Annotated in this window: 17 protein-coding genes; 8 read left to right on the forward strand and 9 right to left on the reverse strand. The window is 51.6% G+C overall.

Annotation, left to right across the window (positions count from 1 at the left end):
• The first annotated feature begins 132 nt into the window (after positions 1-132).
• The 3 genes from EYB31_RS03830 to EYB31_RS03840 all read left to right on the forward strand — a co-directional run bounded on the left by EYB31_RS03830 (position 133) and on the right by EYB31_RS03840 (position 3,470).
• On the forward strand, positions 133-1,125 hold the full coding sequence (locus tag EYB31_RS03830; RefSeq protein WP_131011940.1) for an ABC transporter substrate-binding protein: 993 nt from the start codon (positions 133-135) through the stop codon (positions 1,123-1,125).
• Positions 1,126-1,210: 85 nt separating this feature from the next.
• On the forward strand, positions 1,211-2,314 hold the full coding sequence (locus EYB31_RS03835; protein WP_131011941.1) for a zinc-dependent alcohol dehydrogenase: 1,104 nt from the start codon (positions 1,211-1,213) through the stop codon (positions 2,312-2,314).
• A 40-nt stretch (positions 2,315-2,354) separates the two neighbouring features.
• The gene (locus EYB31_RS03840) at positions 2,355-3,470 is read left to right on the forward strand and encodes an extracellular solute-binding protein (RefSeq protein WP_131011942.1); all 1,116 of its coding nucleotides are present in this window, start codon (positions 2,355-2,357) and stop codon (positions 3,468-3,470) included.
• Positions 3,471-4,139: 669 nt separating this feature from the next.
• On the opposite strand, the gene EYB31_RS03845 is transcribed toward EYB31_RS03840, so the two are convergent.
• From EYB31_RS03845 to EYB31_RS03855, 3 genes are read right to left on the reverse strand one after another with little or no spacing between them, the layout of a single operon-like run.
• A complete protein-coding gene (locus EYB31_RS03845) occupies positions 4,140-5,333 on the reverse strand; it encodes an MFS transporter (protein WP_165452196.1) in 1,194 nt (397 codons plus the stop codon).
• Positions 5,330-5,857, reverse strand: coding sequence for a chromate transporter (locus EYB31_RS03850; protein ID WP_131011944.1), 528 nt, complete (start codon positions 5,855-5,857; stop codon positions 5,330-5,332). The genes EYB31_RS03845 and EYB31_RS03850 overlap by 4 nt, the downstream gene beginning before the upstream one ends.
• The gene (locus tag EYB31_RS03855; protein ID WP_131011945.1) at positions 5,847-6,560 is read right to left on the reverse strand and encodes a chromate transporter; all 714 of its coding nucleotides are present in this window, start codon (positions 6,558-6,560) and stop codon (positions 5,847-5,849) included. Before EYB31_RS03855 ends, EYB31_RS03850 begins: the two co-directional genes overlap by 11 nt.
• Positions 6,561-6,997: 437 nt before the next feature.
• On the opposite strand from EYB31_RS03855, the gene EYB31_RS03860 reads away from it, so the two are divergent.
• Positions 6,998-7,606 carry a cupin domain-containing protein gene (locus EYB31_RS03860; RefSeq protein ID WP_131011946.1) on the forward strand — a complete coding sequence of 203 codons (609 nt, stop codon included), beginning with the start codon at positions 6,998-7,000 and terminating at the stop codon, positions 7,604-7,606.
• Between the two features lie 142 nt (positions 7,607-7,748).
• On the opposite strand, the gene EYB31_RS03865 is transcribed toward EYB31_RS03860, so the two are convergent.
• Both EYB31_RS03865 and EYB31_RS03870 read right to left on the reverse strand, forming a co-directional pair.
• Positions 7,749-8,504: an IclR family transcriptional regulator gene (locus EYB31_RS03865; protein ID WP_165452197.1), complete on the reverse strand. Its 756-nt coding sequence runs from the start codon at positions 8,502-8,504 to the stop codon at positions 7,749-7,751.
• A 246-nt stretch (positions 8,505-8,750) separates the two neighbouring features.
• The gene (locus EYB31_RS03870; RefSeq protein ID WP_131011948.1) at positions 8,751-9,422 is read right to left on the reverse strand and encodes a GntR family transcriptional regulator; all 672 of its coding nucleotides are present in this window, start codon (positions 9,420-9,422) and stop codon (positions 8,751-8,753) included.
• Positions 9,423-9,643: 221 nt separating this feature from the next.
• Between EYB31_RS03870 and EYB31_RS03875 the strand changes: the two genes are divergently transcribed.
• Genes EYB31_RS03875 through EYB31_RS03890 form a run of 4 tightly spaced genes read left to right on the forward strand, consistent with a single transcriptional unit; the run spans position 9,644 to position 13,669 of the window.
• The gene (locus EYB31_RS03875) at positions 9,644-10,387 is read left to right on the forward strand and encodes an SDR family NAD(P)-dependent oxidoreductase (RefSeq protein ID WP_165452198.1); all 744 of its coding nucleotides are present in this window, start codon (positions 9,644-9,646) and stop codon (positions 10,385-10,387) included.
• Between the two features lie 28 nt (positions 10,388-10,415).
• Positions 10,416-11,282, forward strand: coding sequence for a transketolase (locus EYB31_RS03880; RefSeq protein WP_165452199.1), 867 nt, complete (start codon positions 10,416-10,418; stop codon positions 11,280-11,282).
• Positions 11,279-12,343, forward strand: a complete 1,065-nt coding sequence (locus EYB31_RS03885) for a transketolase family protein (protein ID WP_131011951.1) — start codon at positions 11,279-11,281, stop codon at positions 12,341-12,343. The genes EYB31_RS03880 and EYB31_RS03885 overlap by 4 nt, the downstream gene beginning before the upstream one ends.
• 6 nt (positions 12,344-12,349) lie before the next feature.
• Positions 12,350-13,669: an MFS transporter gene (locus EYB31_RS03890; protein ID WP_240762035.1), complete on the forward strand. Its 1,320-nt coding sequence runs from the start codon at positions 12,350-12,352 to the stop codon at positions 13,667-13,669.
• 98 nt (positions 13,670-13,767) lie between these two features.
• On the opposite strand, the gene EYB31_RS03895 is transcribed toward EYB31_RS03890, so the two are convergent.
• From EYB31_RS03895 to EYB31_RS03910, 4 genes are all read right to left on the reverse strand, one after another.
• The gene (locus EYB31_RS03895; RefSeq protein WP_131011952.1) at positions 13,768-15,492 is read right to left on the reverse strand and encodes a hypothetical protein; all 1,725 of its coding nucleotides are present in this window, start codon (positions 15,490-15,492) and stop codon (positions 13,768-13,770) included.
• A 52-nt stretch (positions 15,493-15,544) separates the two neighbouring features.
• On the reverse strand, positions 15,545-16,801 hold the full coding sequence (locus tag EYB31_RS03900; protein ID WP_131011953.1) for an efflux RND transporter periplasmic adaptor subunit: 1,257 nt from the start codon (positions 16,799-16,801) through the stop codon (positions 15,545-15,547).
• A gap of 54 nt (positions 16,802-16,855) precedes the next feature.
• The gene (locus tag EYB31_RS03905; protein WP_131011954.1) at positions 16,856-19,972 is read right to left on the reverse strand and encodes an efflux RND transporter permease subunit; all 3,117 of its coding nucleotides are present in this window, start codon (positions 19,970-19,972) and stop codon (positions 16,856-16,858) included.
• A gap of 69 nt (positions 19,973-20,041) precedes the next feature.
• Complete coding sequence (locus tag EYB31_RS03910) at positions 20,042-20,542, reverse strand: GbsR/MarR family transcriptional regulator (protein WP_131011955.1); 501 nt, start codon at positions 20,540-20,542, stop codon at positions 20,042-20,044.
• Positions 20,543-20,575 lie beyond the last annotated feature (33 nt).

The following is a 20,575-nucleotide window of genomic DNA, read 5'->3' on the forward strand; positions in this document are numbered from 1 at the left end:
GCAAATGCTTACGAAGTAAGTTTTGCTACGCAAAACTCAAGCGAATGCTTACGAAGCAAGTTTTGCTTCGTAAAACTCAAGCAAATGCTTACGATGCTAGCTTTCCTACGGAAAGCTCTGAGGAGGATTATCATGAAGAAACTGCAGCTTAGCCTGGCCTGCTGGGACTACGACCGCGTTCAAGCATTAATCGACGGCTCGGTTCGGCCCAACGGCATCGAACTTAACTTTCTGAAAATGCCGGTAGAGGAAACTTTTTTCCGGATGATGCGCCATCAGGAGTTTGACGTATCGGAATTGTCCGCATCGTCGTATCTGATCGCCCGCGATCGCGGATTCCCTAATTTTACGGCAATCCCCGTATTTCCGTCCAGATTTTTCCGTCATTCCGGAATTTATGTGAACGTCAATTCGGGAATCGACAAACCTGAGGATTTAAAAGGCAAGCGGATCGGGCTTCCGGAATACCAGTTGACCGCCTGCGTATGGATTCGCGGATTTTTGCAAAACGAATATGGCGTTCATCCGTCCGAGGTGGAATGGTTTTTTGGCGGACAGGAAACGCCGGGCCGCATTGAGAAAATTAAACTGGAGTTGCCTTCCGATATCCGCTTGACGCCGATTGGGCCGGATCAGACGATTAACCAGATGCTCGAGGACGGCGAACTGGACGCTTTTATCGGACCGCGCGCCCCATCCTGCTTCCTGAACGGTTCTTCGCGTGTCAAACGGCTGTTTGCCAATTATGTCGAGGTAGAAAAGGCGTATTTCCAGAAAACGGGGATATTCCCGATCATGCATGTGGTGGCTATTCGCAATGAAATTTTGGAGCAGCACCCATGGGTTGCGCAGAACCTGTACCACGCTTTTGTGGAAGCCAAAAACAAAGTGTATGAAGGCTTTAATCAGACAGCCGCTTTAAAAGTGACGCTGCCGTGGCTGGTGTCGGAAATCGAGCAGACCAAAAAGCTGATGGGCGAGGATTTCTGGCCGTACGGTTTGAAAGAAAACCGCGCGACGCTGGAAGCGCTGACCAACTACTCGTATGAACAAGGTTTGATTAAAAGCAAGCTGTCGGTGGAGGACTTGTTTGTTAAGTCGACTCTCGAGCAATACACCATATAACGACGGGTGCTGTACCGGAGCATTCCGGACAGGAATGGAAAGATGCGCCGAAGGAACATGAGCATGCAGGAATGAGGTGGATGTTTTGAACAAAAAGACAATTGCGGCAGTCGCAACAGCTGTAAAAACGACGGAACTGCGGCAATTTGACCTGCCGGTTATTACCGACGATTCGGGATTGCTGCGGATCGAGACGGTTGGCGTGTGCGGCACGGATGTGTCCTATTATAAAAAATCGCAATCTCCCCGTATTCTGGGGCATCATATCGTCGGTTTTATTGAGAAAATCGGGGAAACGGCTGCTGCGCGTTGGGGTGTGCAAGAAGGCGATCGCGTGGCCCTTGAAGAATATATTCCGTGCGGCCAATGCTCGTTCTGCCGTACCGGCATGTATCGCTCCTGCAAGACAACCGATCCGCGCGCCGGAGGCATTCGTTACGGCGCTACGCCAATCGAGATCAATCCTTCTCTATGGGGGGGATTCAGCGAATACATGTATCTTCATCCGAATTCGGTGCTGCACCCGATGCCAAGGCATGTGCCTGCTGCGGAAGCCGCGCTTACGCTGCCGCTGGCCAACGGCTTTGAATGGATGTCGCTGCAAGGAGGTGCGGCTCCCGGCAAAACGGTTGTGATCCAGGGACCCGGCCAGCAGGGCTTGGCTTGTACGCTGGCCGCGAAAGCGGCGGGAGCTTCCTGTGTCATTGTCACCGGCAGAACGACAAGCATGAAGCGGCTTGAATTGTCCAAGCGTCTTGGTGCCGATCATATTGTCAATATTCAGACGGAAGATCTGGAAAGCAGAGTACGGGAAATCACCGGCGGCAAAATGGCCGATATCGTCATCGATGTGACTTCGGGCGGCACGGAGCCTGTGCAGTCTTCCATCGCAGTGGCCGGACGCGGAGCGACCGTGATGTTCGGGGCGTATAAATATATGAAAATGCCCGAATTCGACATCGATATGATCGTCACCAAGACACTGCAGCTGAAAGGAGTCCGGGGACACAGCTACCAGTCGGTCAAAATGGCTGTCGAATGCATCGCATCGGGCATGTTCCCGCTTGGCATCATGAACTCGCACGACTATGCGTTGGAAGAAACGGATATGGCTTTAAAGACGGCGGGAGGGGAAGGCGAGCCTAGTCCGCTGCTCGTCACCGTATCGCCAGGAAAAGCAGCCAGATGATTGTGCAGCCTTGTTAATTAAAAAGGGGGGGCAATAACGGATGACTTATCCAAATCTGACAAAACGACTGGTTTCCGTGGCGCTAGTTTCCGCGCTCACACTGGCTGCCGCAGGCTGCGGTGGCAAATCGGGCGCGCCGGCGGCCGGCGCGGACAAAGGGAACGCTGCGGGAGCGAGCGTTGAACTAAAGACGATACAAGATGTCGCCCAATATGAAGGGGCGGACCGGACAGACCGGATCGTAGCCGCAGCCAAAAAAGAAGGCTCGCTGAATCTGTACACTTCGATCGCGCAGACCGATACGGACGTCATCGTAAGTGATTTTGAGAAGAAATACGGCATTAAAGTGACCGTTTGGCGCGCATCCACCGACGAGGTGCTGCAGCGCAGCGTGCAGGAGGCCAAGGCGGGGAAAAACAATTTCGACGTTGTGCACATTTCCAGTCCGCAGATGGAAGCTCTGCACCGCGAGAAACTGCTGCAGCCTGTAAAATCGCCGTACACAAACGATTTGATCGATGGATCGACTCCGGCCCATAAGGAGTGGACCTCAACGCTGCTCAGTGTTTTTGTGCAAGCCTATAACACCAACAAGGTGAAAAAAGAAGAACTTCCGAAAACGTACGAAGAGCTGCTGAACCCGAAATGGAAAGGCATGCTGGGCATCGAAGCTTCCGACCAGGATTGGTTTGGGATGAACGTCAAGCGGATGGGTGGCGACAAGGGGCTGCAGTATTTTAAAGACTTGGCGTCCACAACCAACCTATCCGTCAGAAAAGGCCATTCGCTGCTTAACAATCTGGTTGTTTCCGGTGAAGTTCCGATGGGGCTGACCGTTTACAATTACATGCCGGAACAGGCTAAGCAGAAGGGGGCACCAATCGATTGGTTCGTTATCGAACCGGCGCTGGCCAGAGCAAACGGTATCGGCGTTTCCGTCAAAGCAGCGCATCCGAATGCGGCGATGCTGTTTTACGATTACATGATTTCCGATGCGCAGAAACTGCTGCTTGACTTGAATTATGTGCCGACCAGCAAAAAAATCGACTCGCCGTTGAAAAATATAAAGATCGACATCATGGACGCCGCAACGAGCCTTGACGAAATGGACAATTGGACCAAACAATTCGACAGCGCGATCGTCAAGCGCAAATAACACCGCTGATTTAACAAGCCGACCCGCTACAGGGCCGGCTTGAGCTTTTTGACAGTAGAAGAAGTAGAAGCGATGAGCACTAAACATGTGGGTACATGAGGTTACAGCTGTGGCTGTAGGGGCTGAGGCGAGCAGTGAGCACTACGGCAGATAAGCCGGAAATTGAATACATAGAATAGATAGAATAGATAGCAGAATAAAGCGGGATGTTTCCCGCTGCAAGAAGTGTGTAAAGAGGTTCGATTGCGGGTTCAACAATTTAGAGTACCGGAGGCATCCGGTAACGGGAGTAACGGGAAGTCAAGCTTTTGCGGACTAGCACAAAGCTGACATAGGGAAAAGCGTGGGGTGAAGAAGCGCAGCGCCCGCTTTTAAAATCATGGCCCGGCCGCTTATATCAATTTAAGGGGCATGATTTTAATTGGCGGTCGGAATCCCACGCTTTTCCCCGGATAACGCGCCGTAAACAACTCCTAGCTCCAAGGAGGCACTCGGTCGTACCATGCTTCTCCCCAGTTAACGCGCGAAAAGAAGCTCCCGGCGCCAAGGAGGCATTTCGCTCCGGAGTCCCACGTTTCACCAGATAACGCGCCCTAAGAAGCTCTTAGCACCAAAAACGGCACTTCGGATCCAGTCCAAAGTGCCGTTATCACACGGCCTTCCCAATCTCTACGATCCTTTCCCCGGCGAATCGACGCTTTGCCGCACCTCGGCGGAAACAAACGGCAGCGCCTTGCCCAGCGAATACCAGGAGCCGCACAATAACGTCAGTCCGCACGCCCAGAATACCGGCATCAATCCGAGAGAGCTGCCGACGACGCCAAGCATAAGCGGCCCCGAGAGCTGCCACGAGCGATTCAGCATGCTGCGCAGTCCCAACACCTCGCCTTCCCTGCCTTTTGGCGTATGCTCGATTAAATAAACCCAGCTTAAAGGCTGAACGAGGCCGATGCCGGCTCCCAAACAAATAGCCGTTGCGCAGAGCAGCCAAGGATGCTGTAGAAATGAGGCGGCAGTAAACGCCACTGCTCCGATAAAAAGCGCAGCTGCCATCAGCCGGTCCCGCTGCATCCACTGAACCAGCTTGAACTGCAGCAGCCGCACCGCAACCGAAGCTGCGGCCACAAACGATAATACAGCGCCCGTCTGAGTCGGGGAGAAGCCGTACCCGGAGGAAAGCACGGGGAAATACGCCGAGAAAATATCTTTCGAATAAACGGCGAGCCCGCTGACTAAAACGCCTTTGCGAATGTGGCGGTCCTTCAGCAGCCCCAGCGTGTTTTTCTTTTCTGCGTTGCCGGTTGCGGTTTTGCTTTTAAGCGGTTCGCTATCCATCATGCGGGCGAGAACGAGCAAAACAAGCTGCAGGAGCAGCAGCACCAAAAAGGTGATGCGGAAGCCGCCGTGCTCGTACAACATGCCTCCGGCAGCAGGGGCGACAAAGTCGGCCGCCGCTGCGATTGTCGTCATTCCGGTAACGGCTTTATCGCGGTTGCCGCCGGTGATGGATACCCGTTTTTGCGTGGCGGTCACAATGCAGTTGTTGGCCAGCCCCATGCAGATCTGCGAGAACAGGAGTCCGGCCAAAGTCGGCTGCCATATCGGAACGGCCAAAGCGACGGCGATGCCGGAGCCGCCCCAGACGGTTAACGTTTTGGTGCCAAAGCGGTCGACCCATTTGCCGATGCGAATCGCTAGAAACAACGGAAATACGGCAAAGGCGGCGACGAGCACCCCGATGTAAAAAGCGGATGCTCCAAGCCCGTGGGCATGAATCGAGACGATCGGCCGTGTTCCGCTGATCGCCAGGTTGGATAAGAAAAATATGGCGAGCAATAAATAAAATTGAAATTTTCCAGTCATGTGAGCCACCATGTCAATAATCCTATTGTCATTGCCCCTAATACAATCCATAACGGGGATATTCGTTTCCAAGCGACAATCAGGGCTACTAATGCCGCTTCGGCATATTCGATCCATGTAAAATGCATCGGAACCGCCGTATCCCATGCCGTCGCGGCAATCATCCCGGCGATAATGAACCCGGCCACCTTGCTCAGGCGGGAAATAACCGGCTTCATCTTTTGCATTCCCCGCTCGATCAAGGCGGCTCCGGCGCAGCTTGGCAGCATAACACCGGCCAGAGCCGCAACGGCTCCCGGAATGCCGTGAAGATAATATCCGGCTCCTGAGATAAATCCGACTTTAGGCCCCGGCGTCAAGTAGCTGAGCGCGAGCACCCACGAAAACAGCGAAGCATCCAGTTTTCCGCTCGAAACCCAGGCATACTGTATGATCGTAACCGTACCGTTTCCGCCGCCGATGCAAAATAAAGCACCCAGCAGCGTGTACAAAAAGATTTCGGCAATGCTTGCTTCATGCCCCATCTTGCGATCGCCCGCCCCGCTTTCCGATGAAATAGATGCCGGCGGCAAAACCAACGCCCGCCGCAATTAATAGCGGTATGCCCGCCATGGCTGCAGCCGCCACGGCAATCGCGATGATGATGCCCACGGTTTTGTCCCGGCCTTTATATTTGCCGCTTTGCAGCTGATGGTAAGCGTTCCCGAAAAGCACGCCGACGATGGCGACACCGATCGCCCGCTGCAGCGGGCGAAGCGGCCCGGCCAGCAGCTCGGGGCTCAGCAGTACGGCGGCAAGCAGCACCATCAGCGAGCCGGGCAGCAGCAGGGCCAGCACCGATACGACGCTGCCCTTCCAGCCGTTCAGTCGATACTTCACTTGAGCGGCAAGTCCGACGAACTTCGGCGAAGGAATAAGCGTTGCGGCAATGATGATGGCTTGCAGCTCCTGGGCGGTAAGCCAGCCTCTGCGGTCGACCAGTTCCTGCTCCAGCTTTTGCGTGCCGGCAAGCATCCCGCCAAACATCGTGGTGCCCAGCAACAGAAATAATCCGATTAGGCCGGTTAACGGGACTTGCTTGCAGAGCGGTTCGCGCTCGGGTTCAACTGCAGGACAAACGGTAACGGCAAGGCAATTGGCGGTCCGGCTTTTTGTGTTATCGGCGATGCTGTCGGCCGGGGATTGTTTGGATGCGGTATCCTTTTGGACATCGGGGGTTTCGGACATATCGTGCACCTCCCGGACGATTCATTTGTCTTTATCTTATCTGTTAAAGGCAAGAGAATTCAATCGGGTTGTTCTGTTATATGGAAATCCAAACGCGCTGAAATTGGCGGTTTCAACATAAAAAAGCCACCCCCAAACTTGCGAAAGGCCGCTGAAAAAGTGATTGATGTGTGCACGGATCATTGTTCCGTTCGCTGTTGTCCCCGAATTTTTCTGAATTTATCCGCTTATGACGGGTGGAATTCGGGGACAAATATTTTTGCGTATGATGTGACCGATCTTCATGCCGGCTTCGTCATTGCTGATCTCCCATTACGAAAAATTCGGTCTCACAGCTCAACAGGCTGGCCTATTTCCGAGTATTGCAAGAAATGTTAACATTAACTCGATGTCGGGCATGATTTGGGTCGAAGGGCTGAATTGGAGGAACATTAACTATGGCATGGGATGAAGCGAAAAAATGGTCGCAAGGCGAAGAATCAGGCAGCTTTTATCAAGATTTGCTGGACGACGCTGCGGCAAGACCGGCACGTGACGGCTTGCGCAAAAAAATCGTTAAACCGGATCAAATGCCGTGGGAAATGTCCAGGCAAGGGCTGCTCAAGCATTTGTTGAACGAGCAGATGAATACGAGAATGGAGACGGTGGACGCGTATATGATGATTATTCCGCCGGGCAGCCGTTCCGGTAAACACCGCCATTTGGCCGAGGAATGTTTGTATGTGCTGGAAGGCCAAGGCTACGATCTGCATCAGGATTGCGATGTGGAAATTACCGATACGTATCATTGGAAAGCGCAAGCTGAGGTGAAGCGGTTCGAGTGGCAGGCCGGCGACGTGATCTATATTCCGCCGAATACGATTCACCAGCACTTTAACGCGAATCCCGACAAACCGGTGCGATTGATTTCGGCGATCAACCGGATTTACAAATACTGCGGCCTCAATGACCTGGAGCAGCTGGAAAACGCTCCGGAATACGATCCGTCCGTGAAGCTGAACGCCGCGTTGGTTGAACGTTACTTGCAAGCCAAAGCGGTCCAATAAAACAGCGGTTGTCCGTTTTCAAAAGCCTCCAACTCGGAGGCTTTCTGGCGCGTTGCGGCATATTTTCTTGAAAGCCGATGCTTATTGGCGCCAGGTGCGGACCCTAGCCGGCACTGCGCGAACTGCAGAGACGACCTTAAGATTAGGTCAGCCGTTCGGTAATCAGCCGGCTGTACGTTTTTAAATCTTTTACATAATTTTGAATCTGAACCGGGTATAAATAAGATTTGGTCATCGCTAGGCTAATAGCGGCAATGACACGTCCGTTGTCGTTGACAACCGGTACGGCAATGGAGCATACGCCTTCATTATACTCCGCCATGCCGATGGCATATCCGTTTTTGCGGACATCGCGCAGCTGCTCCGTTAAGACGCCGCCGTCGGAAATCGTTTTTTGCGTATAACGCTCCAAACCGAGTTGAATGATCCGGTTGATTTCCTGGTCGGATTGATGGGCGAGCAGCACCTTGCCCGATGCCGTGCAGTGGCTAGGTATTCGTTTGCCGATTTTCGAGACGGTCCCCTTATGGTTGTCGGGCACTCTTTTGCACAAAAACACGACTTCGCCATGATCGTAAACACCCAAATGAACGGCTTCGCGAACCGTATTCATCAATTTGTTCAACAGCGGATAAGCGATGAGCCGAAGCTCATTGCCGTGATAAGCCGCAAATCCAAGCTCAAATGCGCCGATACCCAAATGATATTTATGGGTATACATGTTTTTTTCCACAAGATTGTTGCCGTTCAGTGTGTTGACCAACCGAAAAATCGTGCTTTTCGCCAAACCTAAACGCTGACTCAGTTCCGTTATGCCCAGTTCCTTATCCTCTAGCGTAAATTCGCGTAAAATCCGGATCGCATTGTAAACGGAAGAAAGGGGTTCCTGCTGTGCCAACCAAACACACCACCTTGGGAGATTTCTGTGATCTAGATCACAGATGTATGCGCTTTCTAACATTATGGCACATTTTGTAGAAAAATGAAAACATATTTGTTCCGTATAGAGGAAAACGTGGCTGATTATTGGATCATACTTTATGGCTTAGGAGAAAAGCCGGCCCTGCGCAGAGAACATTTTCATGCGCGGAACCGGCTTTTTTTGGATAAATGGATTTATTCTCAAATTATACGCTGCTTTTTGTTACTCATTTCCGTACATTTTTCTCAGCTGATCGGTTATAAGCTGTTTTGTTGTGTTGATTTGAGTGTCGATCATTCGAATGAGCAGCGAAAGATCCCTGGATTCCAGCGCCCTGGCGGTTTGCACATGGTTGTTGGCAATCACCTCGCGATTCTCGTATATGCGTGTTGTCACAATAATAATTGCCTTTATAACGGGGCTGATGGTTTTCCAGGTTTGCAGCAGGGCCCAGTTGTCGGCCATTCGGACAAATTCTAAGTGAAAGTCGATATCGAGCTCGGCCAACTGTTCATCGGACAGTTTCTCCAGAGACATTTGTTCCGCTATAGATAATAAAGGTTCCACACGGATATCTGTTTTGGCGACAATCAATTCTGCAGCTATTTTCTCCAAATGCTGGCGGACTTCGAATAAGTCCAAAGCGTGTTTCTCCGAGAACCCGACAACCTGCGCGCCGCCGCTTGGCAGAGAATGCACCAGGCCCTCTTGTTCAAGCGCATGCAGGGCGCTGCGCACCGGTCCGCGGCTGACGCCGTATTCTGCCGCCAATTGGCTTTCTACAAGACGATGGCCGGACGTTAGCTGCCCGGTAATGATTTCGGTTCTGAGCTGCTGGAGGATGTCCTTGGCGAATAAGCTTCTGGAAAAACGATTGGTTTTCTGATTGATCATGTGTTCACCTGATTTCCGTAAAATGCTTTTATAGTTAAAGTATAGATGTCAACAACTGGATGTCAAGAAGTGTACCGGAATGGAAAAATTATAGCAACAAAAAGATTAACGGTCAACTGTTGACGGTTAACCGTTTGTATAGTAACATTTTCCCAGGTAATAAATTACATGTGTTGCCATCGCAGGCTGACGCCTCATGGCGCTCAAATGGAGGGACCAGTATGAATTTTAAAGATGCCGTTGTGATGATTACCGGAGCGGGAGGAGGAATGGGACGCCAAGTAGCCAAAACATTTGCCCGGCAAGGAGCCCGGCTGGCTTTATGCGATGCATCTCCAAAAGGCTTGGAGGTCACCGTGGAAGAGCTGCGCAAGGAATATGGCGATATTCAAGTACGTGCAGGCATCGTTGACGTGCGGGATGTTCAGGCGATTCATCAGTGGGCAGGCGAAGTGCTAAGCGCCCTGGGTCCCGTGCAGACGCTTGTCAATTGCGCAGGCGTGTGGCATGCGGCAGACTACCAGGATGTGACGGAGCGGGATTGGGATTTTGTAGTCGATATTAACTTGAAGGGCTCATTTTTCTTTTGCCAGGCCGTGATGGATCAAATGCGGCAGGCAGGCGGCGGATCCATTGTTAATATCGCTTCTACAGCCGGGGAATATGGAAGCATTCGCGCTGCGGCCCATTATGCCGCTTCGAAAGGCGGCATCATTGCAATGAGCAAATCGCTGGCCCGTGAAGGCGCGCCTTCCATTCGCGTCAATGTCGTTTCTCCAGGTCCGATCGATACTCCCATGCTGGCAGCGACGGAAGAAGAAAAGCGGGAAGTCGGCAAGCGGCCTTTGGTCGGACGCCTCGGTCAGCCGGAAGATATCGCGGAGGCTGTGCTGTACTTAAGCGGGCCGCACGCCGGTTATGTGACAGGCGAAGTGCTCCGGGTCAACGGGGGCAGCTTAATATAAGCGCCAGAGTGCGGGGGGAGGTATGAAAATGATGAAAGATACGGCAATGATTAGACCGGGTGGAAGCGCATTCGATAAGCCGCTGGACGAACTGCTGCTGAATTTGAAAAAAAACGTATTTCGGATGGCGGAAGCGGCAGGTGGCGGATATGTTTCCCAAGGGTTATGCGCGGCCGAAATGGTAGCCGCATTGTTTTATCGGGTGCTGCGGCTCGACCCCAATCATCCGGAATGGCCCGATCGCGACCGATTTTTGCTTTCTGTCGGCCATTACGCCATTGGGGTGTATGCCGCAATGGCTGAGCTGGGCTTTTTCCCTCCGGAAAAACTCGATACATACAGCATGGACGGCAGCGAGCTTGAGATGATAGGCAGTGAGATCACCCCGGGGGTGGAAATAACCGGCGGATCGTTGGGACAGGGGTTGTCCCAAGGAATTGGTCTGGCGTTAGGGGCTAAGCTTCGCAATCAGCCATGGCGTGTTTACGTGCTGATGAGCGACGGCGAGCTTGAAGAAGGGCAAACCTGGGAAGCGGCGATGGTTGCCAAACATCATAAGTTGGATCAACTTACGGTTATCGTTGATGTGAACGACATGCAGGCCGATGGGCGAATCGGCGATGTGACCGGGATACTGCCGATCGCCGAAAAATGGCAGGCTTTTGGATGGAATGTGATTGAAATGAATGGAAATGATATTGACAGCGTTTTGAAAGCGCTTCAGAATAGTGCTGTCGTGAAAGATTTGCCTACGGTCATTATCGCCAATACGATAATGGGCAATGGAGTTTCTTTTTTAGCGGATAGGACAGATGTCCACTATGTAAAATGGTCCCATGAGCAGACGCAATTGGCGATAGCCGATCTGGAGGCAAGGGAGGTGCGGCATTCATGAAAGAGGCCATAGATGCAGTGAAGTATTCGGGAAAAGGGCTGCCGGAAACACGTTTGAAAACATACGGCAATACGCTGCTGGAAGCGGGACGTGTTAATGAACGGGTTGTTTGCTTAAGCGCCGATCTAACGAGTCAGACGGAAGCCGATCTATTTCGGGGGGCGATTCCCGAACGTTTTTTCAGCATGGGAATGGCCGAGCAGAACATGATCGGGGTAGCGGCCGGACTTGCGCGTTCGGGTGAAATTCCGTTTGTGCACAGCTTCGGGTGTTTCCTGACGAGAAGATGCTTCGATCAAGTGGCGATGTCGGTAGCTTACCCGCGGCTTAATGTGAAACTCGTGGGCGTGATGCCCGGAATCTCAAGTCCGGGAGGTGCGTCGCATCAAGCGATAGACGATTTGGCGCTGATGCGCGCCACTCCGAATATGACCATTATCGATTTGGGGGAAGCGACGGAAGTGGCCCAGTCGGTTTATGCCGCAATTCAGCATGAAGGCCCGGTTTATTTAAGACTGCGGCGCGGCGTGCTTCCCGTCTTGCTGGATGACAGCAAGTTCAAGCTGGAAATCGGTCAAAGCTACTTGTTACGGCGCGGCGCGGATGTCGGAATCATTACTTCGGGGCTCATGACGGAACGGGCGCTTCAAGCGGCAGCGCTGCTTGAACGGCAAGGGATCAGCACCAGCATCCTGCATGTTCCAAGCATAAAACCGCTGGATGAAGAAGGGATCGTCACCGTCGCCGCTGGCTGCCGGGTGCTTCTGGCGTTGGATAATCACAATATCATCGGCGGGCTTGGCAGCGCAGTGGCGGAAGTATTGGCCGAACGGCGGATAGCGGTTCCTTTTATCCGGGTTGGTTTGCGGGACGTGTACGGGAAAGCGGCGACCAACGCTTATTTATTCAGACATTTCGGGTTCGATCCGGATCAGATTGCTCAGCTCGCAGCCGAACGTCTCGAAGGGCATACGGCGGGATCGATGATCGGCAGCTGGCAGCAGCAACAAACGGAGCAAGCCGGCTGGGGCACGGATTGGACAGACGAGAAGAAGGGGTGAGCCATTGTGCGTAATTTGCGTTGGTATATCGGAGGACTTCTAGGCATCGGCGTTGTCATTAACTTTTTGGACCGCACCAATATTTCCGTTGCGGGCAGCCAGATGGCCGAATCCTATGGATGGAGCAACGTGCAGCTAGGAGTGTTGTATTCCGCTTTTTTCTGGACCTATGCGCTGCTGCAAATCCCCGTCGGCGTATTGCTTGATAAAATCGGAGTGAAATGGATCTTACGCACCTGTATGACACTTTGGGCGCTGGCTACCATTGGCACCAGCTTTATGGGCGGAATGTCCGGGGTTATCGTGATGCGGATGATTTTGGGCGCAGCCGAAGCTCCGGCGTTTCCGGCGAGCGCCAAGGCGACAGGCAACTGGTTCCCCCTTCATGAACGCGGCTTGGCTACCTCGATGTTTGAGGGTGCTGCGAAATTTGCCAACGTCATCGGCATCGGCATTTGCGTATGGTCCATTACCCATTGGGGCTGGCGTGGAGCTTTTATCGTTACCGGGGTCATTAATTTGCTGTATGCGATCGTATTTTGGCTGTTCTACCGCGATCCGGCGGAACATTCGAAATTATCGCGGGAAGAACGCGAATATATCGAAAACAACGGTTCCCGTGTGGCGAGCCAAATGGAAGGTTCGACATATCAAAACTTGCTTTTGCTCTTCGGCAACCGGAAAGTATGGGGCTTATCCATCGGTTTCGCTTCTTACGGCTACACCTTATATTTGTTCTTGACTTGGCTTCCTTCTTATATGACCAAACAACTTCATCTCAGCTTGGCTACCGGCGGCTGGTACACGGTCATACCTTGGATCGTGGCGACAATTACCGAAATTGCCATCGGCGGCTGGCTAGTCGACCATTTGATTAGAAAGGGACGTAATCCAAGCAAGGTTCGAAAGGGAATACTGATTATCGGGATGTTGTTTGGGGTATTTGTTTTGCTCGAACCAACGACGGTCAACCCGAACCTGGAGGTTGCCTTTTTATCGATTGCTTTGGGTGGCTTGGCTTTTGCCGCTTCGGTCAGCTGGTCGATTCCTTCGATTATTGCACCGCAAGGGATGGTCGGAACGGTCGGTTCGATTATGAATTTTTTTGCCCAGTTGATGGGTGTGGCAGCTCCGGTTATAACCGGCTATATCATCGACAAAACAGGCTCGTATAACAGTGCGTTTGGGCTCGCGGGCATTATTCTGATTATTGGGATACTCTGCTTTACTTTCCTGCTGGGAGATTTGAAACAAATACCAAGCCGGCCCGATGGCTCAGCGCAGAACCCGGGATTGGATCATGGAACGGAAAAAGCAAGCGGCTAGATATAAGGGGCATATGACAAAAAAGAAGCTTTCTGAATCACCTTGCGGCGGTTCTGAAAGCTTCTTTCTGTAGATTCGTATGATCCCGATAAGAGCGATTATTTCTCGAATTCGGCCAGCAAGCGTTTGGCGTCGCCGTTAGCGGTTGGGAAGATCTCAAACACCTTCAAGCGCAGCGGCGATTCGAACTGCTCGGAAGACCCGTCAAACGTGATGTTGTTTTCGCCGGAGACGAGGCGGCCTTGGCCGATCATCGCTTTGGTGCTTGTTCCGACAAGTCTGCCGATTCCGTCATACAGCTCGAACTGCAGCTTGGAGTAGTTGTTGTCGACTTGAGTTTCATTTTGTCGTTTGATGTCCAAGATGAACTTGCCTTTATAGGAGAACATCAGGTTCGAGAATAAATAGGATATGTCCCAATTTTCCACTGTAATATCAAACGGGTACATCGAAAATTTGTCGCCTTTAGGCGGCGCCTGAAGGGGTGCGGAATAAGCCGCGATCGTCGTTTTGTATGGTGCGGCGGTTACCGCGTCCTGAACCTTCACGGTCAGATTTTGTCCCGATTCCGTGGAAGGCAGCGTAAAGCCGAAGTTCACAATCACTCCCGAATTCGGAAGAATGGAGGCCGCTACCGTTTTTTGCCGTGCTCCCGAATATTCGTAGCCGTCGGTGCTAAGCAAGCTGACGTCAAAGTTCGGCACCGTCATCGGGCGATCGCTTTTATTTTTGAGCAGGAATTTGCCCGTTACTTTCTGGCTGCCTTCTTCATCGTTTTTGTCCATCGTAAACTCGACAAGCGATACTTGAAGATCAGGGTGAATCAGGTCGCTGCGCGAGTCGAATGCCATCGCTTGGCCCAATGTATAAGGCAGCGCACCGTTTTTCAGCGCATTCTCAAGCGCTATGTTGTAGCGTCCGACTTGATACTGCACAGCCGAAGACGCTCCCGTTGCGGAAGCCGAAGCAAATGTTTCGGATGTCAGCACGTTAAGGCTGGTCAGCAGCGTATCCTGATCCGTCGGGATGGCAAAATGAATGTATTTCTGTTCTTTCGATTCAATTACGATGGCGTCCTGCTCAACCCGTTTTCCGGCGAAATTCTTCGTTTTGGATTTGCCGTCCAATGTGAATGAAGGGACGGTTTCCCTTTTGTCCGACGGATTGACGGCGATCAGTTGAACTACATAAACCGTGCCTTTATCGGTCAGTTCCTTATGGATACCTGTCGGAGTATACTCGATTTTGGAATCGGAGTAGGGCAACGTAAATGTATCGGACCATTTCAGCAAAGCATTTTCGTCGGAAATGACCGAATCGCTGCCTTTCCATGGTGAGGTCGCGACAGGGGCGGATACAATCAGCGTTTCTTTTTTCGGATAAACGTAATAGTCGACGTCGATCCAGGATACATCGTTCAGCTGTACGTCATCCGTCCGGTCGATCACGGCAAGATAACTGAGCTGGGCTTCCGTCTTCGGCTGAACGGACTTTACGTTGGCGGCGCTAGGCTGCAGCGTGTAAGTCACATTGTCGGAAGTGGTAACTCTCAATTCGTAATCAGGGACACGTGTGACGGACGTGCCGTTGTTTCTCATCTTAATCGTAACGCCGATGCGTGTGCCGCTGTCCGCCCGCTCGTTAAGCATGCTGGTGATCTGTACATCCAATTTATCGGTCAGATTGTAATATTGCGCCGAAGCCGCCGACTTGACAATCTTGGCAGGGACAGGTTCGTCCGCCCATGCCGCATAGCTGCATACATTCATGAGAGAAGCTGTTAAAGCTATGGAAACAATCGTTTTTTTCAGCTTTTTATTCATTGGTTATTCCTCCTTCTATCCGCTCGGACAGACTCCAATTTTAATCTGTGCATTACTGGCTGATTTGGACCTTATCCTTATCTTTAAGCTGATGCTGACCAGAGACGATGAGCTGTTCGCCTTCCTTAACGCCGGAAAGCACTTCCTGATACGTTTCGTTCAGACGGCCAAGCGTAACTTTCCTTTTCTCCGCTTGATCTCCATTTGCAATAAATACGAATGTGTCGCCGCCTTCTCTTACGACGCTTAAAGTCGGCACGGTGACAACAACCTGGTCTTGTTCTTCCGAGAGCAGTACTTGGGCTTTCATTCCCGGCTTCAGCTTGCGGTCCGGGTTAGGAACCTCAAGCTCCAGCGAATACGACTTGGAATTGGCGCTCATCACGTCGGCCAAATAAGAAACTTTCGCTTTCGTTTTATCGATCGTTCCTGGAATGTAGAAGCTCAGCTCCTGTTTGCCGCGAATCAGCGCCGCGGAATCTTCCGTCAGCTCGGCCTTGATTTTGATCGGGTCGAGCTGTTGAATTTGCGCTGCTTTAAAGCCGGCTTGCAGCGTCATGCCGGTTTCAATCGGCAGGTCGGTAATGATACCGGAAACAGCCGCTTTCACTTCCATATTCTCCAGCGTGCGTTCCGTTTCGCGGATCGACACTTCGGCGGTTTGCAGCCCTTGTTCAAGCTGTGCCAAGGAATTGGTCGATTCCAGCGTCTTCAGTTTATTTTGATTGCTCTCTAAATCTAGACGCATATTGTTCAGCGAAGTTTCGGTTTGCTCCAATTGATTTTTGGTGACAAGCCCAAGATCGTAGTCGTTGCGCATTTTATTGTAATTTTTCTCGGCGTCCTTCAGCGATGCTTCCAGCTTGGCGATGCCGTTCTTGAGCTCCTGCTTGCCGTCCTCCACATCCTGCTTGGATTTAACAAGCTGCTGCTGTGTGCCGGAAACGGCGATTTTGGCTTTCTGTTGGGCGATTTGCACGTCGGTCGGGTCCATGCGGAAAATAATGTCGCCTTTATCGACGCGGTCCCCGCGGTGCTTCAGTATTTCTTGAATATCGCCGCCCGCTTTGGTGATGACGTCGATTTGCAGAGAGGAAGCCACATCGGCTACTTGCTCAAGCGGGTCGCTAATTTTTTTCTTTTCGATTTTGGCCGTCTTCACGGCTTTCGCTTGATTTTCAGTGACAGCCGTTTGCGCAGGTTTTGCTTCAGGTTGTGCGCTGCAGCCGGCGATGAGCGCCGTGCTGACGAGCAGGGCGCCTGCAAACTTGGCGCTTCTTTGAAAGGTGGTTGTCGATAACAGCTTCATATGGTCGTAATCTCCTTTATATACCGAATGCTTGATTTGGCGGGCTGCCAATAATTAATGGACGACGGTTGCCGACTTCGACTCGGCTTTAACGATTGACTTTCTATTGAGCAGACGGGATACCCGGTTTTTCATTCCGTCAATGATTTGGTACACGACCGGGACAACCAGAAGCGTCAATACCGTCGAAGTAATTAAACCGCCGATAACGACAACAGCCAGCCCTTTGGAAATAAGCGAGCCCTCTGACAACCCTAAGGCAAGCGGCATTAAGGAAAGAACGGTTGCGCCGGCTGTCATGATAATCGGGCGAAGCCGGGTGATGCCTGCTTTAACTAAAGCGTCGCGTGTCGATTGTCCCTCTTCGCGAAGCTGCTGCACGCGGTCGATGAGCACGATCGCATTGGTCACGACGACGCCGATCAGCATAAGGAAGCCGATCAAAGAGGTGATGTTGATGGACTCCTTGGCCACGAACAAACCGAGAAATCCGCCGATAGCGGCAAGCGGCAGCGAGAACAAGATGACGAAAGGCGCGCTTGCATTGCCAAATGCGATAACCATAACGAGATAAACGATAAAAATAGCGGCAACCATCGCAACAGCCATTTGGCCGAAGCTTTCTTGAATATCGTCGTTGACCCCCTGAACATCCGGGCGAACACCGCTAGGTAATTCAACCGTTTTTAAAGCCTCGGTTACTTTGGTGCTGACGCCGCCTTTATCTTTGCTGTCGATTTTGGCGGTGATTTTAACGAATTGCTCCTGCATTTCCCGGTTGATGGCGGCAGGCGCATCGATTTGATGAACTTTAGCTACTTCGTTGAGATGCAGCTTTGCACCCGTTGGCGCGGTAATGATGATGTTGCCAAGCTTATCGAGCGAGTTCTTGTACTGATCGTCGATCATGACCTTGGTTACAAAGTTGACATTGTCGAATTTAATTTCGCCCAAATCCTGTTTGGCCAGCCATTGGCTGACGGTATCGGTAATCTGAGCTGAGGAAAGTCCGTACAAACGCGCTTTGTTCTGGTCGACCGATACGTTGACCTGCATTTTCTTTTCGCTTAAATTGTCTTTAATTTCTTCAAGTTCGGGGAATTCCTTCATCTTGGCTTTGACCAGTTCGGCGCTGGCCATCAGCTGGTTGATGTCGTCACCCTTCAGCAAGTAGGCAAAATCGTCGCTGGAGCCGCCCATGCCGCCGCTGAGCAGCGCACCTTCCACCTCGGAGCCTTTCGGCACCATGAACTCAATTTTGGCCTGGTAATCCTTGGCCATTTGTTTCGCATCGGAATGCTGAGAAACGGCAGCCATAATCATCGCTTTGTAGGATGTGCGTTCGCCGCTCATATTGCCTTGGTCGTAACCGACCATCGATTCGTAATAATCGAATGCTGGAGCGCCGGTCGCATCTTTGGCGTCGCCCATCATTTTCTCAATTTCTTTTACCTTCTGGTCCATCGACTCAAAGGAAGTTTCCCGAGGCAGCTTTAAAGTGAACTGAACTTGTTTGTTCGAATCGCTGTCAGGCATAAACGAGGCAGCGAGAAACGGCACAGTCCCGCCAATCGCGATAACGAAAATAAGGAAAGAGGCAAACACGATTTTTTTCGGATTGTTTAAGGAATAAGTCAGTGCTTTCTTGTACTTCAACGTAAATGAACCGATATGTTCTTCGTCGTGATATTTGATTTTGTCGCTTCTCATGACCAGCAGTTTGGCGAGCATCGGAATGACCGTCAACGCTACGATCAGCGATGTCATCAAGGCAACGACAAGTGTGATGGCGAACGGGCGGAAAATATCGCCGAGAACGCCGCCGACAAAAGCGATCGGCAAGAAAACGCCGGCTGTCGTAATCGTGGAGGACGTGATAGCGGAAGCTACCTTCGACGTGGCCAGCTTGATGACCGATTCGTCGCGTTCCTTCGCTTTCTGCAGCTCGCTGTATATATTCTCGATGACAACGATACTGTCGTCGACGACCCGGCCGACGGCGATCGTGAGTCCCCCGAGGGTCATAATATTTAACGTTATATCCAGCGATGCCATGATACAAAGCGTGGTCAGGATCGATAACGGAATCGAGACAAGCACGATCAAGGTCATACGTATATTACGCAGGAACAGCAAAATCATGATGGAGGCGAGAATGGCGCCCGAAGAACCTTCTTTCAACATGCCGTTAATCGACTTCTTCACATCGGTCGCGGCATTGTATACGGTTGTGAACTTCAGATTCGGGAATTCCTTCTGCCATCCGGCCATCAGCTTCTCTACATCGTTCGAAAATTGGACCGTATTTGCGTCCTTGCTTTTATACAACGTGAGTCCGATTGCCGGCTCATTGTTCAGCCGTGTGATGAATTCCGAATCGGAAATCGCTTCGACTTTGGAGATTTGCTTCAGCAGGACGGTGCCGCCGGCGGGAAGCGCAATTTTCATATTCTCCAGATTGTAGATTGTGTTCAGATCGCTTTCGATCCGGACCGACTGGGTGGAACCGTTAAAATCGGCCGTACCGGCAGGGCTGCTCATGAGCGCGGTCTGAATGGTTTGCGTGACACCCGTTGGGGTCAATCCGAAACCGGCGATGGCGTTAATATCCAGCTTCAGCTTTAATGTGGCTTCCTGTTGGCCTACCGAATCGACGTGGTCGATGCCTTTCATGGCGCTGATCGTCGGCTCCATGACATCTTTATAGATCCGGTTGATTTCCTCGCGGTTTGTGTTGCTGTTGCCGTATAGGGCTGCGAAATATACCGGGAACTCGTTGCTGCCGAACTTGGATACTTTCGGCTTGCCCGCACCAAGCGGCAGTTTGATATCGGACAAAGCGGCTTCGATATCTTTCTTGGCGTCATCCGGACTGCGGCCGTTGACGAGCTGGATGGTGATAGCGGAGTAATTGTCGTTGGAGATGGACGATATTTTTTTCAATCCTTCGATCCCGACGATCCGCTTCTCCAGTTTTTTCGTTACGTTTTCCATCACGTCCGTTGGCGTAGCGGGGTAGATCGTACTTACAAATACAACCGGAAGCGAGATGTCCGGCATGCTTTCCTGCTTTAAGGTAGAAGCCGAGAAGGCCCCCGCGATAAACAAAAGCAGACTGATAATAATAATTGCGGCATTGTTTTTCAAGGAAAACCGGGTCAACAGGTTCATTTCTCTCTACTCCTCCACTCGTGTTCCTGCCTGTGCGTGTGCGATAAGCGGCTGTTTATAACTGTTCCCTTAGACAGATTGCTTGGACCACTCCTTGTCGATTTGTTTATAGCTGTCATAAATATCGTTATACAGCAGCGATAACTCCGTCATCCGTTTGCGGAACGCTTCAATGGAGTCCTGCTCCTGGGGGGCAGTTTCTGATAAGGAAGGAAGAGCCGTAAGAAAGTAATTCATGCAATCAAGCTGCTTGCCGAACTGGTCTATTTGATGGTGGATCATTTGCAGACACAATCGCTCGGTGATGTAATAATAATCGTTGCGGTCGTTATGTATCGGCACTTTATAGCATAATCCGGATTTCTCCAATATTCGGACCTGTACGCTGATGGCCGCTTTGGATACCCCTAGACTGGAAGCGATGGCGGTCAAACTGAGCGGTTCCTGAGCGAAAAGCAGCCGGCTGAAAATTTTCCCGGCCAGCTGGCTGTAGCCTTGCCGCTCAAATTGCGCGGACATGTACTGGTTTACTTTACGGGTTAAATCCGAATAGGTTTCTGGCAATTTCATCGCAATCTCCTTATGGGGTCTGAAAAACGGAAT

Source organism: Paenibacillus thalictri, assembly GCF_004307995.1.
Lineage (GTDB): Bacteria > Bacillota > Bacilli > Paenibacillales > NBRC-103111 > Paenibacillus_AF > Paenibacillus_AF thalictri.